Origin of the sequence: Methylobacterium gregans (assembly GCF_022179245.1) — a bacterium.
In the GTDB taxonomy this organism is placed as follows: domain Bacteria; phylum Pseudomonadota; class Alphaproteobacteria; order Rhizobiales; family Beijerinckiaceae; genus Methylobacterium; species Methylobacterium gregans.
This window is the reverse complement of sequence record NZ_BPQM01000077.1, coordinates 1-14,805: the sequence shown is the minus strand read 5'-3', so window position 1 is coordinate 14,805 and position 14,805 is coordinate 1. Positions and strand designations below refer to the sequence as shown.

13 protein-coding genes and 1 pseudogene are annotated in these 14,805 nt (G+C 68.4%); 8 read left to right on the top strand and 6 right to left on the bottom strand.

All coding sequences use genetic code 11. The features are described 5' to 3' along the window. Positions 1–230 precede the first annotated feature (230 nt). The 6 genes from MFF54_RS15905 (at position 231) to MFF54_RS15880 (ending at position 7,119) form a co-directional block, all read left to right on the top strand. On the top strand, positions 231–1,127 hold the full coding sequence (locus tag MFF54_RS15905) for a LysR substrate-binding domain-containing protein (protein WP_238303816.1): 897 nt from the start codon (positions 231–233) through the stop codon (positions 1,125–1,127). 263 nt (positions 1,128–1,390) lie between these two features. Beyond that, a complete protein-coding gene (locus MFF54_RS15900; RefSeq protein ID WP_238303815.1) occupies positions 1,391–2,140 on the top strand; it encodes an SDR family NAD(P)-dependent oxidoreductase in 750 nt (249 codons plus the stop codon). 17 nt (positions 2,141–2,157) lie between these two features. Beyond that, a complete protein-coding gene (locus MFF54_RS15895) occupies positions 2,158–3,018 on the top strand; it encodes a transketolase (RefSeq protein WP_238303814.1) in 861 nt (286 codons plus the stop codon). Then, complete coding sequence (locus MFF54_RS15890) at positions 3,015–4,034, top strand: transketolase family protein (RefSeq protein WP_238303813.1); 1,020 nt, start codon at positions 3,015–3,017, stop codon at positions 4,032–4,034. The genes MFF54_RS15895 and MFF54_RS15890 overlap by 4 nt, the downstream gene beginning before the upstream one ends. Positions 4,035–4,204: 170 nt before the next feature. Continuing rightward, a complete protein-coding gene (locus tag MFF54_RS15885) occupies positions 4,205–5,221 on the top strand; it encodes a TRAP transporter substrate-binding protein (RefSeq protein WP_238303812.1) in 1,017 nt (338 codons plus the stop codon). Positions 5,222–5,232: 11 nt separating this feature from the next. Continuing rightward, the gene (locus tag MFF54_RS15880; protein WP_238303811.1) at positions 5,233–7,119 is read left to right on the top strand and encodes a TRAP transporter large permease; all 1,887 of its coding nucleotides are present in this window, start codon (positions 5,233–5,235) and stop codon (positions 7,117–7,119) included. 81 nt (positions 7,120–7,200) lie between these two features. On the opposite strand, the gene MFF54_RS15875 is transcribed toward MFF54_RS15880, so the two are convergent. Beyond that, positions 7,201–7,377 carry a hypothetical protein gene (locus MFF54_RS15875; protein ID WP_238303810.1) on the bottom strand — a complete coding sequence of 59 codons (177 nt, stop codon included), beginning with the start codon at positions 7,375–7,377 and terminating at the stop codon, positions 7,201–7,203. A gap of 474 nt (positions 7,378–7,851) precedes the next feature. Between MFF54_RS15875 and MFF54_RS15870 the strand changes: the two genes are divergently transcribed. Further along, positions 7,852–9,117 carry a flavin monoamine oxidase family protein gene (locus MFF54_RS15870; protein WP_238303817.1) on the top strand — a complete coding sequence of 422 codons (1,266 nt, stop codon included), beginning with the start codon at positions 7,852–7,854 and terminating at the stop codon, positions 9,115–9,117. 168 nt (positions 9,118–9,285) lie between these two features. Beyond that, a pseudogene (locus MFF54_RS15865) lies at positions 9,286–9,738 on the top strand (YidB family protein). Between the two features lie 159 nt (positions 9,739–9,897). On the opposite strand, the gene MFF54_RS15860 reads toward MFF54_RS15865, so the two are convergent. The 5 genes from MFF54_RS15860 to MFF54_RS15840 form a co-directional block, all read right to left on the bottom strand. Further along, positions 9,898–11,595 carry an FAD-dependent monooxygenase gene (locus MFF54_RS15860; protein ID WP_238303809.1) on the bottom strand — a complete coding sequence of 566 codons (1,698 nt, stop codon included), beginning with the start codon at positions 11,593–11,595 and terminating at the stop codon, positions 9,898–9,900. Further along, positions 11,592–12,116 (bottom strand): MarR family winged helix-turn-helix transcriptional regulator, encoded by a 525-nt coding sequence (locus MFF54_RS15855; RefSeq protein WP_238303808.1) that lies wholly within the window; start codon positions 12,114–12,116, stop codon positions 11,592–11,594. The genes MFF54_RS15860 and MFF54_RS15855 overlap by 4 nt, the downstream gene beginning before the upstream one ends. 245 nt (positions 12,117–12,361) lie before the next feature. Then, positions 12,362–13,069, bottom strand: a complete 708-nt coding sequence (locus MFF54_RS15850; protein ID WP_238303807.1) for a helix-turn-helix transcriptional regulator — start codon at positions 13,067–13,069, stop codon at positions 12,362–12,364. 25 nt (positions 13,070–13,094) lie between these two features. Continuing rightward, positions 13,095–13,511: a DUF1761 domain-containing protein gene (locus MFF54_RS15845; RefSeq protein WP_238303806.1), complete on the bottom strand. Its 417-nt coding sequence runs from the start codon at positions 13,509–13,511 to the stop codon at positions 13,095–13,097. Between the two features lie 111 nt (positions 13,512–13,622). Next, a complete protein-coding gene (locus tag MFF54_RS15840; RefSeq protein ID WP_238303805.1) occupies positions 13,623–14,537 on the bottom strand; it encodes an aromatic alcohol reductase in 915 nt (304 codons plus the stop codon). Between the last annotated feature and the right edge of the window lie 268 nt (positions 14,538–14,805).

Sequence of the window (14,805 nt, the reverse complement as noted above, 5' to 3'; positions counted from 1 at the left end):
TTTTGTTAGACGCTCTTAGGTGGTGGGCTCAAAGTGATTCTTCTCGGACCGTCTGGCGCTCGGCCCTGGATGTCTGGTTGTAGCCGATAATCTGCCCTGGTCACGGATCAACGGCCTCCTGTCGCGACCTGTGAACGTCGAGCAGGGCCATCAGCAGAGATCCCTCCTCATGCGCGGTTCGAAGCGTCAGCAGTTGCCAAATGGTACATGCCCACATCATCGTGGGTGGAATGCGTCCCCCGGTTCCGCTCTCCGCCGTTCGCACTTTCGAGGCCGCAGCACGCCGTCGGTCGTTCAAGGACGCGGCGAGCGAACTTAACTTGACCGCGAGCGCTGTCAGCCACGCGATACGGAAGCTTGAGCAGGCGCTCGGGGTGCTGCTGTTCGAGCGCGACAGCCACGGCATTGCTCTGACCGCAGCGGGTGAGGCCCTCCTCGACCATGTCAGCCGGGCCTTCGAAGAGTTGAACCGTAGCTTCGATCTCGTCGCGACCCGCGCACCGCAACTGCTGCGCCTACACTGTGCTCCGAGCTTCGCCGCGCAGTGGCTGACGCCGCGGCTTGCCCGCTTCATGGCCGGGCATCCCGACTTCGAAGTCCGGCTCGCTGCCGGCATGGACTACGCCCGCTTCATCACGGACGAGTTCGACGCCGACATCGTCTACGGACCGCCACGCGGCGAAGGCCTCGTCGTCATGCCACTTGCGCAGGAGACTGTAACGCCGCTCTGCACGCCGGAGCGCGCAACCGAAATCCGGGTGCCCGCCGACCTCCTCGGGCACCCGCTGATCCAGAGTGACAACAAGCTCGTGCGCTGGCCGCTCTGGTTCGAGCGCAACGGCCTGCGCGCCCCACCGCCTTCGGGCCTGCGCTTCGATCGTAGCTTCCTCGCAATCACGGCGGCAGCCGATGGCCTCGGCGTCGCCCTCGAGTCGACGCTGCTCGCCGAGCGGGAGCTCGCGAGCGGTCGTTTGATTGCTCCCCTTGCGGCGTCTGCCTCGAACGTCCACTACACCGGCCACCATCTCGTGTTCCCCTCCCTGACGCGCCGCCCAACACCGCTCCGCGTCTTCGCGCGCTGGCTCGCCGCCGAACTTCGTGTCGACCTGCCGCCCGAGATTGCTTGAGAACGCGCGGCCAGATGAATCAGATTCACCTAGCGCTGAAATCTACGCGTTTGCCGCGTTGAGAAGCCTCCGGCACCGTGGTTCCAACGAGATGAGAGGAAACGACCCAGTGCCGGCCTGCGATCCCAAGCGGATCATGGCCAGGTGAATGGGCATCATGCCGGACTGTTCACTCGGTCCGTGCGCAAGCGCTTCGATCTCCCGTCTCGCAACAAGCCGAGCACCGGAACGGCGACAGCCGCCGGCGCAGAAGGGAGACAGCCATGCTTCTGAGGGACAAGGTCTGTGTGATCACGGGCGCGGCCTCCGCGCGCGGGATCGGTAAGGCGACGGCCCGCCGCTTCGCCGCCCATGGCGCGTGCATCGTCATCCTCGATCTCAATGCCGGCCAAGCCGAAGCGGCTGCCCGCGAGATCGGGCCCGGGCATCTCGGGCTCGCCTGCGACGTCACCGACCGCGCAGCCTGCCAGATCGCCGCTGGCGAGATCGTGGCACAGGTCGGCCGCATCGACGTCCTCGTCAACAATGCCGGCATTACCCAGCCGCTGAAGCTGATGGAGATCGAGGCGGCCAACTACGACGCCGTCACCGACGTGAACCTGCGCGGAACGCTGTACATGAGCCAGGCGGTCGTACCCGCCATGCGCACGCAGCGCGCCGGCTCGATCATCTGCATGTCATCGGTCTCGGCCCAGCGCGGTGGCGGCATCTTCGGTGGCCCGCACTACAGCGCGGCCAAGGCCGGCGTGCTCGGTCTCGCCAAGGCGATGGCGCGCGAGCTCGGTGCGGACGGCATCCGGGTGAACTCCGTCACGCCAGGGCTGATCCAGACCGACATCACCGGCGGCAAGCTCACGGACGATCTGCGCGCCGAGATCATCAAGGGCATTCCGCTCGGCCGCCTCGGCGTGGCGGACGACGTGGCCGACGCCTGCCTGTTCCTGGCCTCGGACCTGTCCTCGTACATCACCGGTGCGGTGATCGACGTGAACGGCGGCATGCTCATCCACTGAGCGGAAGGACCCGAACCATGGACACCCTCCTCGACGTGCGGCCCCGCGCCGGCACGAACGTCTCGCTTTCCGAGCGCGCCTACCGCATCCGTCGCCACGCCCTGCTGATGGGCGAGGTCCAGGGCCAGGGCTACATCGCCCAGGCGCTCGGGATCAGCGACGTGCTGGCGGTGAGCTACTTCCACGCGATGACCTACCGTCCGGAGGATCCGGAATGGGAGGGTCGCGACCGCTTCCTGCTCTCGATCGGCCACTACGCCATCGCCCTCTACGCCGCGCTGATCGAGGCCGGCATCATCCCCGAGGATGAGATCGCGAGCTACGGCTCCGACGACAGCCGCCTGCCGATGTCCGGCATGGCCGCCTACACGCCCGGCATGGAGATCACCGGCGGCTCCCTCGGTCACGGGCTGGGCATCGCGGTCGGCATCGCGCTCGGCCTCAAGCGGAAGTCCTCAGGCGCCTTCGTCTACAACCTGTTCTCCGACGGTGAGCTCGACGAGGGCTCCACCTGGGAGGCGGCGATGTCGGCGGCCGGCTTCGGCCTCGACAACCTGATCGGCCTCGTCGACGTCAACGGCATGCAGGCGGACGGACCCTCCCGCGGCGTGCTGAACTTCGAGCCGCTGGCGCCGAAGTTCGAGGCCTTCGGCTGGTTCGTGCAGCGGGTCGACGGCAATGACATCGACGCGCTCGTCCAGGCCTTCGATGCCGCCCGCGCCCATCCGGGCCCCTGCCCGCGCGTGGTGATCTGCGACACGAAGATGGCCAAGGGCGTGCCCTTCCTCGAGGCGCGCGAGCGCAACCACTTCCTGCGGGTCGAGGCGGACGAGTGGCGCCAGGCCCTGGCGGTTCTGGACGAAGGGAGGCCCCAGTGAGACGGTCTAAGTACGAGAAGCCCGCACCGCGCACGGGCGGGGGCGCCAAGACCTCGGCGATGGTCGCCTCGCTGGCCGCCCCGGGCCAGCGCACGAAGCCGGCGCCCTTCGGCAACGCCCTGGTCGAGCTGGCCAAGAGCCGTCCCGACATCGTTGGTCTCTCGGCGGATCTCGCCAAGTACACCGACCTGCACATCTTCGCGCAGGCCTACCCCGAGCGGTTCTACCAGATGGGGATGGCCGAGCAGCTCCTGATGAGCGCGGCGGCGGGCCTGGCGCGGGAGGGCTTCACGCCCATCGCCACCACCTACGCGGTCTTCGCGGCGCGGCGCGCCTACGACTTCATCTGCCTCGCGATCGCCGAGGAGAACCTCAACGTCAAGATCGCCTGCGCCCTGCCGGGCCTGACCACCGGCTACGGCCCGAGCCACCAGGCCACGGAGGATCTGGCGATCTTCCGCGGCATGCCGAACCTGACGATCCTCGACCCCTGCGACGCGCACGAGCTGGAGCAGGTGGTGCCGGCGATGGTCGCGCATCAGGGCCCGGTCTACCTGCGGCTGCTGCGCGGCAACGTTCCCCTCGTGCTCGACGAGTACGGCTACACGTTCGCGTGGGGCAAGGCGCAGACCATCCGCGACGGGCGCGACGTGCTGGTCATCTCCTCCGGGCTGATGACCATGCGGGCCCTCGAAGTGGCCCAGGAGCTGGAGCGCGACCGGATCGACGTCGCGGTTCTGCACGTGCCGACGATCAAGCCGCTCGACGCGGAGACGATCCTGCGCGAGGCCGGCCGCGGCGGCCGGCTCGTGGTGGTGGCCGAGAACCACTCGGTGGTGGGCGGTCTCGGCGAGGCGGTGGCGAGCCTGTTGCTGCGCACCGGCACCGTGCCGCCGGGCTTCCGGCAGATCGGTCTGCCGGACGCGTTCCTCGACGCGGGCGCCCTGCCGACCCTGCACGAGCGCTACGGCATCTCAACCCAGGCCATGGCCCGGAGCATCCGCGGATGGCTCTGAGCCGGCGCTGAAGCGGGGCGTGCCGAACACCGGCACGCCCCCCTAAAAGACGATCCTTTTGATCAGCGCCACGGGCAGCGCGCCACGGATCCGGCGAGACCGGATGCCGATCCCAAGGACCGCGAACGGCGGGGATCGGACGGCATGCCCGAACAACCAGGGAGTGAAACATGCCAGAGGCTTCTCTCAGCCGCCGTAGCCTCATCGCGGGCGCGGCCGCCCTTCCCCTGTTCGGCATCCTCACCCGACGCGCCTCGGCCGCCGAGTTCGTCTACAAGCTCGCCACCGGTCAGGACCCGACGCATCCGGTCAACATTCGCGCCCAGCAGGCGATCGAGCGCATCCGCGAGGCGAGCGGCGGACGCCTGGAGATCCGGCTGTTCCCAGCTAATCAACTTGGAGCCGACACCGATCTCCTCGCCCAGGTGCGCAGCGGCGCCGTCGAGTTCCTGAACCTGTCCTCCTCGGTGCTGGCGACCTTTCTGCCGGTGGCGAGCCTGCCGAACCTGGGCTTCGTCTTCAAGGACTACCCGAGTGTGTGGGCCGCCATGGACGGGCCATTGGGTGCCTATGTTCGCGAGCAGATCGGCCGCACCCCGCTCCTGACCGTCTCGAAGGTCTGGGACAACGGCTTCCGCCACATCACCTCCTCGACGCGGGAGATCCGCACGCCCGACGACATCCGCGGCTTCAAGATCCGCGTGCCCCAAGCCCCGATGCAGACCTCGCTGTTCCGAGCGCTGAGCGCGGGCGCGACGCCGATCAACTTCAACGAGTTGTACTCCGCTCTACAGACCAAGGTCGTAGAAGGCCAGGAGAACCCGCTCCCGATCACCGCAACGACGCGGCTCTACGAGGTGCAGAAGAGCTGCAGCCTGACCGGCCACATCTGGGACGCCTACTGGATCCTCGGCAACAAGCGCGCCTGGATGCGCCTGCCAGAGGACCTGCGCATCCTCGTCTCGCGCGAGCTTGACCGCTCCGCCGACGACGAGCGGGCCGACATCATGGCACTCAACGCCGACCTCCGCGGCATGCTCGCGGCGAAGGGCTTGGGCTTCATTGACCCCGACCGCGAGGTGTTCCGCGACGCCCTCGGCCGGACCAGCTTCTACAGGGATTGGAAGGCCAAGCTCGGAGACGAGGCCTGGGCCCATCTCGAAAGCGTCTCCGGAAAGCTCGTGTGAGGGGGCCCACCATGCAGCTCGATGTACATCTCGATATGACCGTGCCAGCGGTCCCCACGCGGGCGACCAGTGGACGCTCCCGCCTCCAGACCTTCGACCGTGTTTTAGGCCGGATGGTCGAGATCCCGGCGGCGATCCTAGTCGGCCTGGAGATTGTCGTCCTTCTAGCCGGCGTCGTCAGCCGCTACATCCTACACCACCCTCTCATCTGGTCGGACGAGCTCGCCGCAGTCTTGTTTCTGTGGCTCGCCATGCTCGGCACGGTCATCGCCTACCGCCGCGGCGAGCACATGCGCATGACCGCCTTCGTCGGCATGGCGTCGCCCCGCTCCCGTGCCTTCCTCGATACCCTGGCAATCGTCTCAGGCCTTGCCCTGGTTGGGCTGCTGCTGGAGCCTGCCATCGAGTTCGCGATCGAGGAATCCTGGGTCCACACCCCGGCGCTCGACCTTGCCAATACTTGGCGCGCTGCGGCCCTGCCAGTTGGATTCACCCTGATGCTCGTGACTGCTGTCGTGCGGCTTGTGCAGGAGAGCGACTGGCGCCTGACCGGTGCGGCGCTCGTCCTCGGAGCTTGCATCGCCTCCGGGCTCGCCGCCCTGTCGCCGACGCTCATCGGGATCGGCAACCTGAACCTGCTGGTGTTCTTCCTCTTTGGCGTCGGCGCCCTCGTGTTCGCCGGCGTACCGATCGCCTTTGCCTTTGGGCTCTCTACCTACGCGTACTTGATGACCACGACGCACGCGCCCGCCATGGTCGTGGTCGGCCGCATGGACGAGGGCATGAGCCACCTCATCCTGCTCTCAGTGCCGCTGTTCGTCTTCCTCGGCCTGCTCATCGAAATGACCGGCATGGCGCGCGCCATGGTCGGGTTCCTGGCGAGCCTGCTCGGCCATGTGCGGGGCGGCCTGCACTATGTGCTGGTCGGGGCGATGTACCTCGTCTCCGGCATCTCCGGCTCGAAGGCCGCCGACATGGCCGCGGTCGCCCCCGTGCTGTTCCCCGAGATGAAGGCGCGCGGGGCCAAGGAGGGCGACCTCGTCGCCCTGCTCTCGGCGACCGGCGCCCAGACCGAGACGATCCCGCCCTCGATCGTGCTGATTACCATCGGCTCGGTCACCGGCGTCTCGATCACCGCGCTGTTCACCGGCGGACTGGTGCCGGGCCTCGTTCTGGCGATCACGCTCTGCGTGCTGGTCTGGTGGCGCTACCGCGGCGAGGATCTGAGCCACGTAGCCCGGCCCAGCCGGACGGCGATCCTGAAGGCGCTTGTCGTCGCGCTACCGGCGCTGGCGCTGCCCTTCGTGATCCGGGCGGCCGTGGTCGAGGGCATTGCGACGGCAACCGAGGTCTCGACCATCGGCATCGTCTACGCTGTGCTGGCGGGGCTCCTCGTCTACCGGCAGTTCGACTGGAGACGCCTCGTACCGATGCTGGTGACAACGGCGACTCTATCGGGCGCGATCCTGTTGATCATCGGCGCGGCCACTGCCATGGCTTGGGCCCTGACGCAGTCCGGGTTCTCGCAGGCGCTCGCCGCGGCGATGAAGAGCCTGCCCGGCGGCCCGCTCGGCTTTCTGGTGGTCTCGGCCCTCGCCTTCATCGTGCTGGGCTCGGTGCTGGAGGGTATCCCGGCAATCGTGCTGTTCGGGCCGCTGCTCTTCCCGATCGCCCGGGCGGTCGGCGTGCATGAGGTCCACTACGCGATGGTGGTAATCCTCGCCATGGGCATCGGCCTCTTCGCACCACCCTTCGGCGTTGGCTACTACGCCGCCTGCGCCATCAGCCGCATCCATCCAGACGTCGGTATGCGACCGATCGTCGGCTACATCGTCGCCCTGCTCGTCGGCCTGGCCGCTATTATCCTAGTGCCCTGGTTCTCGATCGGCTTCCTCTGAGCCCGGCCTGACTAAATAAAGCTGGCAGAGGATCCCGGGAGGCGAGCCGCTGCCCCCCGTCGTTCGTAGGCTTGCCGGCTCTCAGAACGCTCCGGCACGCCCGGTGCGTTCGATCTGGTCGAGTTGCTCGGCAAAGCGTCGGTCGGCCCCGCGCCGAAGTGCAGCGGCGAGCCAAGCCTTGAGGAAGACTTGCCGCCCCTGCACGATCTTCGCGTGACGGCTACGCAGGTTCTTCGCGATCTCGAGAACAACGGCCATGACTACCCCGGCGCGGGCCACCAACGGCCCCACATGCTGCGATGCAATATAGCGCGCCTGGCTCGCCGAAAGCGTGAAAAGCGCCGTGGCCTGACATGCACTTTGCTCATGCGAACGGTCACGGATAGGGGCGAGAGCGTGTCTCGCGGAAGGCAATCGACGGCCATCAAGATCCGGAACGGTCGCCCGTCAAACAATCTGAACCACAAGCAGCACCGCGAGCCGGAAGAGAACAAAATCGGCGCCGGTTGGGCCTGTGATCGGCCTGAATTGCCATCCGCTTTGGAGATACGCGTTTCGCCTCGAAGCGGATATCGGCGGACCGCGCGACCACGAAGGCCGGCATCGTGGCCTTCCCGGAAGTGCTGACGGGGCGGCCGTTGCTGATATGGCCGGTGCCCGCCCCGGTCAGGGACGACGCCCGAAGACCGCCGACGCTTGCCCCACTTGCCGGCCGACCTCACCTACGGCCCCATGGGCAGCGAGTTCGACGTCATCATCGTAGGGGGAGGCGCCGCCGGCACCGGCGCCGCGCGGCGGCTTGCCGCGCACGGCAAGGAGGCGCTGGTGCTGGAAGCGTCGTCGCGCCTCGGTGGCCGCGCGTTCACGCAGGACCTCGGCGGCTACCCGCTCGACCTCGGCTGCGAATGGCTGCACTCGGGCGACCGCAACTCATGGGTCACGATCGCCGAGGCATCCGGCTTCCCGGTCGACCGGAGCGACCCGCCGTGGGCGAAGGCGCATCCCGGCATCGCACGGGACGAGGACGACGAGGAATCGGCCCGGAAGGCGTTCGGCGATTGGGAGAAGCGGCTCCGGGCGGTGGCGCAGGGCAGCGACCGGGCGAGCGATGCCCTGGAGCCCGGGGGTGAGTGGAACGCCTACGTGGGGGCCATCGCCGGCTTCATGAGCGGGTTCGCGCCCCAGAGCATCTCCGCCACCGACTACATGGCCTACGACGATGCCTCCACGGATCGGAACTGGAACCTACCGCTCGGCTACGGCACCCTGGTCGCGGCCAGCCTCCCGCACGCGGTGGCGTTGCGCCTAGCGACCCCCGTCGAGCGGATCGACCTGACGGCGGACGGCGTCGCCGTCTCGACGCGCGCCGGCACCGTCCGCGCCGGGGCCGTCATCCTCACGGTCTCGACAGCAGTCCTCGCCGGCGACGCCATCCGCCTGCCGCCGGGAACCGAACTATGGCGCGAGGCGGCGGCCGCCCTGCCGCTCGGTCGTAACGAAAAGGTCTTTCTGGAGATCGGGCGCGACGCCGCGTTCGAGCCGGCCTCGCACGCTTACGGCAACCTGCGCGACGCGCGGTCCGCCGCCTATTCCATCCGACCGAACGGCTGGCCGATCATCGAGGCGTTCCTCGGCGGCGAAGGAGCCCGCATCCTGGAGGAGGAGGGCTCGGCCGCCGGCTTCGCCCACGCCACGGCGGAGCTGGTCGCCCTGTTCGGTACCGACGTGGCGTCCGCCATCCGGCCGCTCGCGGCAACGGCCTGGAGCCGGATGGCGTCCATCGGCGGTGCCTACAGTTGCGCCCTGCCGGGTCAGTCGCAGGCACGGGCACGGCTGGCCCAGCCCTTCGAGAACCGGCTGTTCTTCGCAGGCGAAGCGACGCACCCCTTCGACTTCACGACCGCGCACGGGGCGCACGACAGCGGGCAACGGGCCGCCGACGAAGCTCTATCGGCGCTCCAAGAGGGGCGGTTCCGGCCGATGCGCGCTGCATCCTGAACAGCCGGACAGTGGTCGCAGACTCGGGCTCCGCCGGCCCTCGGTGGGCCTGGTCGGCGTCGGTCATGGGATGTCTCCTTTGGGGGCAGCCGAACCGTGGGGTTCAGTTGAATTTTACGCGGTTCAGCGCCGGCAGCGGACGGCCGGAGAACTGCACGAGGCGGCTCCATGACGGCGCTCCTGGGCCTCCTCGCCCTCGCCGGCTAACAGAATCGCGACAAGCTCGCGGAGTTGCTGGGCGGCGCAGAACAGGCCGCCCCGGCCCCGGCGGGCCAAGGCGCGGCGCCCGGCGCCTTCGACGACGGCCTGGGCGGGATTATCGGCGGGTTGCTCGGCGATCGGAGCGCTGAGGCCCCCGGCGGGCTCCTGCACAGCGGTCTCGGCGAGATGCTGCAGCGCTTCTAGCAGGCCGGGCACGGGGCCGCGGCGCGATCCTGGGTCAATCAGGGGCCGAACCAGGAAATCGCGCCGCAGCACTTGGAGCTGGCCATCGGCCCCGACGTCCTCGCGACGCTGACGCCGCGCACCGACCTGTCTCGCGAGGGGCTGCTCTCCTGCCTATCACGGGAGCTTGCGCAGGCGGTGGACCGCTCCACGCCGGATGGTCGGATGCTGACCTAGCCGTCAGCCATCCTCGGTGCCGTGGGCGCGGCCTGTCCGGGGACCTACGGGTCGACCCGGGGCCTTCGGCATTCCGCGCTAGCCTGCCGACAGGTGTTCTCGCTTGCCTGCAATGCCGATGGTGCCGGCCATGTCTCTGTGGGGCTGGCACTTCCACCCTCATTGCGCGGCGGCGAGCTCGCTCGTCGATCGTGCGACCTCCGCACCGAAGACCCTACGGCAATAGGCGACCAGCCGGTCGGCCCGGTCGGCGTCGCCGCGGAAGGCGATGTGGCCGTCCGGCCGCACCAGCACCAGCGCCGGGCGGCCCTCCAGGCCGTAGGCCCCGTGCGCCTTGCCGTCCATGTCCGAGAGGACAGGGACGTCCGCACCTTCGACCATCGGACCCGCCAGGACGAGACGCGGCCTTATCCAAGGCCATGGCGTGACGGCGTCGGCTGCAGCGAGCAGCGAGGCTCCGGCGTTCGGCGACCGACCGTCGAGGCACAGAAGGGCCCAGCCGGTCGTGTGGCCGTCCGGGTTGTAGAGGAACGGGAACAGGCTGGACGTCTCGCCGCGATGCGTTACCTCCGCGTCCGGCGCGCGCTCGCCAGGCTTCGGCCCCGGCCGGAGTACGGTCGCTAGGCCGGATAGGCAGTCCTCGTTCAGGCTGCTTCTCGGGTATTCGACACCCATCTGCTGCATGTCGTCGGTGCCCTGCAGCAACGAGCCCAAATTCGGCAGTGCCTTCGCGGCGAGGCTCAGGACCGTATCGGTGACCGGGCCCCGGTAGACGGTCCAGCGGAAGCCCCGCGCCTGCTGGGCACTGAGGCGCGCGTGTTCGCCGCCCCGCTCGCCGCCGTAGGATTCCAGGATGACCGGCGCCGCCTCGCCGCGCAGGGTCATGGCCAGCCGCCACGCAATCTCGACGGCGTCGTGCAGGCCTGCGTTCATGCCCTGCCCGCCGATCGGGAGGGATAGGTGCCCGGCGTCGCCCGCCAGGAACACGCGGCCCCGCGCGTAGCCGGGGGATACGCCGTACCGAAAGCGACTGTGCGTGAGCCACTGAGGGTCCGACAGGGTCAGGGTCTCGTCGCCGGTGACGTCCCGGGCAACCGCCTGCATCTCGGCGAGCGTCGGGTCGCGGTCCGGCACCCCGGAGTCGTCGGCGAGGAAGAACAGTCTATGGTAGCCGCCCCAGACCGGTAGGATGCCGGCAAAGCCCCGCTCGTAGTAGAAGAACCAGAGCTGGTCGGGCTCCTGCGAGCGGCGCCAGGACAGCCGGGCGTCGACCTGCCGGTTCATGCAGTTCGGCAACCGCTCGGGCTCGAAGTCGAGGTCGAGCATCGGCCGGATCATGCTCTTGGCGCCGTCGGCGGCCACGAGGTAGCGGCACCGGCGCCGCTCCTCCGGCCCATCCTTGCCGCGCTTGAGAACCACTGTCACGCCGGTCTCGTCCTGTTCGACGCCGGTCACCGTGCAGCCTCGGTCGAGCTTGCCGCCCCGCGCATCGAACTCAGCAGTCAGGGTGCGCTCGATCACGTCCTGCCCGCTATAGAGGACCTTCGGGTACGGGCTCGCGACGTCGGCGATGGGGATGGGCGTCGTCGGTGTGCCGTTGACGAAGAAGTTGATGGTGTGGATCGCGTAGCTGTTCTCGGCCAGCGCATCGCGGATGCCGATGCTGGCGAGCAGCTCCTGCGGTCGCGCCCAGAGGTTGTTCGCGCGCGAATACGCCTTCACGCCGGTGCGTTCTTCGAGGAGCAGGCATGACACGCCGTGGTGGCGTAGGGCGTTGCCGGTCGTCAGGCCGATGGGCCCGGCGCCGACGACGATCACGTCGGCATCGTACCCCTGCTTGGCATCGGCGCGATTCATTCCTGGGTCTCCTTCCGTGTAGCGGCAGCGATGGTTGCGATGTGGCCTTGGGAGGCGCCGATCCGCTGCTGGAGCGTGCGCAGCAGGGTGCCGGCGGCCTCGATGGCCTCGGGCGACAGACCCTCGGTGAGGACGTCGGCCCAAAGATCCTTGCGCGCCATTGCCTGTCCGTAGGCGGCCTCGCCGCGCGGGGTCATCGCGACGAGTGGTGCGCGGCGGTGGTGGGGATTGGGTTCGAGCCGAACGAGCCCTTCGTCGCGCATCTCGTCAACGACGCGCTGCACCGACTGGCGGGCGAGGCCCATGTTGCGGGCGATGTGGGCGACCGGCAGCGGGACCGGGGACAGGGTGATGGCCCCCAGGACCTGCCACCGGGCGCTCGTCAGGCCGAGGTCGCGAACCAGGGCGTCGCCGCCGTCGATCAGATCGCCGTTGAGGCGGAAAACCTCGACGACCAGGCCCGACCACGCACGGCGTGTTCGGAGGCGATCCTCCGACGGCGTTCTTGGCGCAGGGCTCATGAAGCGCTCCGAACTTGTAGGCAACTACCGTAATGACAGTTAGCTGTCATTACGGCTTTCAACGGATCGGATGCCGTTGGGTTCCAGGCTTCTCCTGAAGCGTCGATAGTTCGGCCATCCTTCTCGGCAGGATGCACAAGCGCCGAGCCACCTGAGGCCACTCTACGTCGGCCGGACCATGCGAGGCGCTTGAAACCGGGTGCCGGCATTCGCCCGAGGGTATCGTCGTCTTATCGGCGTTGCCGTCAGCCGGGGAATGGGCCGCCGACGCGCCTCTCGCGCATCATCTTCAGCCAGCGGCGGCGCAGGGCGACAGACCGATCAGGGTATCGCTGTTCGAGGAACGCGACTGTCGTCAGGCGATCGGCCCGGAAGACGCGGAAATCTTGCCGTAGTTCGCACCAAGCCATGATGACGCGCACGGTCTCCACATAGCCGACCATGAATGGGCGGATCACGCGGTCGCTGGTCGTTCCGGTCTCGTCCAGGTAGCCGATCGCGAGCTTCCGGCCCTCGCGGCACCACTTCCTGAGGCGTGCGACATCGACATGGTCGTCGTCCGCGTCGCGCCCGGGCGGAGTGCCGACCGCTGGATCGTCAATCAATGGGCGCAAGTCCTCGGGCATAGTCGTAGCGATCTTGGCCAGAACGCCGAGCGCCGCCTTCGCCAGGTCCGCATCGGCGTGTGCGACCACCCATTGCGCTCCAAGTGCGACGGCCTCCACCTCATCGGTCGTCAACATGAGCGGCGGCAGGACGAAGCCACGCTCCAGGACGTAGCCCACGCCCGCCTCGCCCCGGATCGGCACCCGCCGGGCGACGAGCGCGTCGATATCCCGGTAGATCGTGCGCTTGCTCGTTTCGAGTTCGGCGGCGATCCGGTCGGCCGTCACCGGCCCGGAGGCGCGGCGCAGCACCTGGATGATCTCGAAGAGGCGGTCGGCGCGGCGCATGATCCGGGTTGGGGTTCGGGCGATGTTACGACAGCGCCGTCAGGATCACGCACGACATCAGACTGCCGGCGACGAAGAACGGCGCGTTGAGGAGCGCGTAGGCGATCGGCCTCGGGAACAGCGGGTTGATCGCGATGGTGAGTGTCATCGGCACGAGGTAGCCGAGGCCGACGAGCAGGCCGAGGGCGAATGCCCGATCGTAGGTCGTGATCCCCAGCACGCGCAGGAGGATGGCGGTGGCCGCGATGATGACCGTGCCGCAAACGAGCGGGCCGCCGAAGAACAGCGGTCCGGGCTTCTGTCGCGGCCGGTCGGCAATGCCGAGTGCGGCGGCGTAGCGCTTGGCCACGAGCCCGGCGAACCAGATGCCTCCGAGGACGAACTGGGCGACGCTGGCGACGAGGACGGCGAGCCAGTTCACGTGGGAGAGGGCGTCGATCATGGATCCTGCTTCCTTGCCTCGGAATGCCGAGGACCCATCGATAGGGGACCGCTGCTGCCACCGTGCCGTCAGCAGCGGCGGCCCGCCTCGCGGGATTCCTCCGAAGGCAGGTCAGGGACGCGTGGAGAGCACGTCCCGCGCGAGGGTCCAGCGCCAGCGGCCGTAGCGGTCATTGTCCAGCGGATCGAGCTTGCCGCGTCCGCTGGCCATGTCGCGTAGGTACTGCATGCCCTGCCATGCCGGAAAGACGGCCTGCTTTCCTGGTGTCAGCGCGCGCGCGATCCGGATCAGCCGCCCGAGCCGATCGAAATCTCCCGCGCGCCACAGCCCGTAGGTTCGCCCCGTCACATCCGTCATCAGTTCTGCGAGGGATCTTGGACTGACGACGTCGCCCGCGATGCGCAGGAAGCGTGGGGCGGCCTCGTCAAGCGCGACCTCGGCGGTGTAGCGTGCCACGTCGTCCTTGGTGGTGAAGTCCAGCGCTTGGTCGGCATCGCCCCAGTACAGGATACGACGCGGCCCTCGCAGCACGATGGGCGCACCACCGGCCAGGAGTTCGGTGAACCCGCCGTTCAGCACGGACGTCGCCCGCATCGGCGAGTGGTCGACCCGGTCCATGAAGGCGCGGCGGAGGTCGAGGTTGCGGTTGTCGCCCGGACGCGTGCGCGTGAAATCGAGGGAGAAGTCCGAGGGGATGAAGCGAGGCACCCCCGCCCGGGCCGCTGCGTCGAGGAGGCGGCCCTGCGCCCCGAGGATCACCGGATCCAACCCGTTCAGCGCCGACACGACGCAGGCCGCACCGCGGCAGGCGGAGATGAGAGAGGTATCATCGTCGTAGTCGACCGCGACCGCCGTGAGGCCATGGGCGGTATCCGCGGGGATCGCGGAGGACGACCGGCGCACCAGCGCGCGCACCTCGGCTCCACGCCGCGCGAGGGCCGAGGCGATGCGTGCGCCGAGGTCACCGGTCTTCCCCGCCACCACGACCGTCATTCCATTCATGCCGTGCTCGTCCGATCCGGTCATCGATCCACTCCTGGCACCGCCACATCCCATGCCGGGCCTATCGTTTCGGAGTTACATCGTCCCGGATCGGTTCGTGATGTGCGCAAATTGGAACATGTCGTTGCGATATCGGAACGAAGATGAAGCTGTCGGACATGCGGGTCTTCGTCCGCGTGGCGGATCTTGGAAGCCTATCGCAGGCGGCTCGCGCCCTCGCCCCCTTCGATGGTTATCCGACACGTTGACCGGATGGCTGTGTGAGACCTAGAGCGTTTTCGGTTTAATCTGG